Annotated in this window: 1 protein-coding gene; it reads right to left on the bottom strand. The window is 62.3% G+C overall.

From position 1 onward, the window contains the following. Window positions 1-93: 93 nt before the first annotated feature. Window positions 94-1,461: a group II intron reverse transcriptase/maturase gene (ltrA, locus tag FVF58_RS50875; protein WP_149676969.1), complete on the bottom strand. Its 1,368-nt coding sequence runs from the start codon at window positions 1,459-1,461 to the stop codon at window positions 94-96. Window positions 1,462-1,885: the final 424 nt, after the last annotated feature.

Here is a 1,885-nt window from a genome sequence, read left to right as displayed (position 1 = left end):
CGGGATCGGGATAGGGGCAGGCCTCGCGGCCCGACCCCTCCCACACCACCGTGCGTACGGGTCCGTACACGGCGGTTCGGATCGGTTGATCGGCTAGGGACGCAGTGATGGAAGACCGAGGGATCGCAGAAAGCGATTGGTCAACGCCCGTTGCAGTGCGGGGCTATTACTCAGCCGCCATGCATTGTGGGGTGACCCGGCTGTCTGGGCAGCAAGGGACCGGTCCACCCCTCGCGCCGTCAGTTCCCGGAAGCGGGTGCTCCCGCGTCGCCACTGCTTCCAGAAGAAGCAGCGAACCCGGCGGCGCACCCATTCGTCCAGACGCTGAAGGACGCTCGGCGTTTCGCAGAATCCAAAGTAGCCGCGCCATCCAGTCAGGTAACGGTTCAGCATGCCGATCAGTTGGTCAACGCTGACCCCGTGCGAGCGCTGGGTCATTTCCCGGATTCGCTCCTTGAACCGGCTCAGTGCCTTGGGCGCGATGCGCCGTTTGACGTGATCCCGGGTCCCGAAGGTGAATCCCAGAAACTTCCGCGTGTGAGGCTCGGCCACTGCGCTCTTCGTCTCGTTGACCGTCAACTTGAGCTTGCTGGTGAGGAAGGCTTTCAGCCCCGCCATCACCCGTTGGCCCGCGCGTTCGCTGCGTACATAGACGTTACAGTCGTCGGCGTACCTTGCAAATCGCAGTCCGCGTCGCTCAAGTTCCCGGTCGAGGTCGTCGAGCATCAGATTGGATAACAACGGTGACAGCGGACCGCCCTGGGGCGTCCCTTCGTCCGTTGCGCCAACCAGCCCGTCTTCCAGCACGCCCGCCGTCAGAAAGGAGCGGATCAGCTTCAGCACTCGCCTGTCGCTGACACGCTTTGCCACCCTGCTCATCAGGATATCGTGGCTTACGCGATCGAAGAATTTCTCGAGGTCCAAATCTACAACCCATCGATACCCCGACTGGATGTAGCTTTGCGCCTTTGCCACGGCCTGATGCGCCGAGCGTCCCGGACGGAAACCATAACTGGAATCCGAGAACGTCGGGTCCCACCGCTGTTGCAGCACCTGCAATACCGCCTGCTGAACGAATCGATCAAGCGCGCACGGGATGCCGAGCTTGCGCACGCCACCTCCATCCGGCTTGGGTATCTCGACCCGTCTGACAGGTTGTGGCTTGTACGTGCCTTCCAGCAGCATGGACCGTATCGTCGGCCAGTGCTCACGCAGGTACGCCGGTAGTGCCTGAACCGTCATGCCGTCCACGCCCGGTGCGCCTTTGTTTGCTCTCACACGTTTCAACGCCTGCTTCAGGTTCTCCCGTTCGCAGACTTCCTCCATCAGTCGGTCACTAGCCGACGGGCTTTCGGACTCGGGGTTCGCCGCCATAGGTTCAGCCCCTCGATCAGCAGCCCTCGGGGCTTCACCCCTGCCTCCGCTATCGAGGACGCGATGCGTTTTCTGCTGCGCTCCCATGTCGAGTTCTCCGGCTTACTCGCCGCTCCTCTCCGTTTGGGCCTTCAGGCATCGCTGCCCTACTATGCCCGCTGCTGACTCCTGCGCGGTGGTCAACAACCCTTGCGAGCCGTTCAGTCCTGAGTCCAGGACACCGCGCAGGCCTCCCGAGGTAAGCCCAACCGCCTTCGCCACACACCCGCCAGATCTACCACCCCGGACCTTGATGGCTATGGACTTCGCGATCATTGGCTCGCTCGTCCGTCCGGGTAGGCCTCCCATCTGGTTTCTGTTCGTCAGGTCGTGGCTTTGCTACACGCTTCCTTCAGACCCCGCCTCACGACGACGCCCTTGCGTTTCGCTAGTCCTTCACCACCATCAGGTTGGACAGGGGACTCGCACCCCCAAGCTGTTGTGCATGCTCGGCGCACCAAAAAAAAGCCCG

The sequence above is a fragment of the Paraburkholderia panacisoli genome (assembly GCF_008369935.1).
GTDB classification, from domain to species: Bacteria; Pseudomonadota; Gammaproteobacteria; order Burkholderiales; family Burkholderiaceae; genus Paraburkholderia; species Paraburkholderia panacisoli.
The sequence above is the reverse complement of the archived record's forward strand: the minus strand, read 5'-3'. Positions and strand labels throughout refer to the sequence as shown.

What these genes read in the sequence shown, in the direction of transcription:
- ltrA (WP_149676969.1), bottom strand. Translation starts at nt 1,461, where the DNA reads ATGGGAGCGCAGCAGAAAACGCATCGCGTCCTCGATAGCGGAGGCAGG.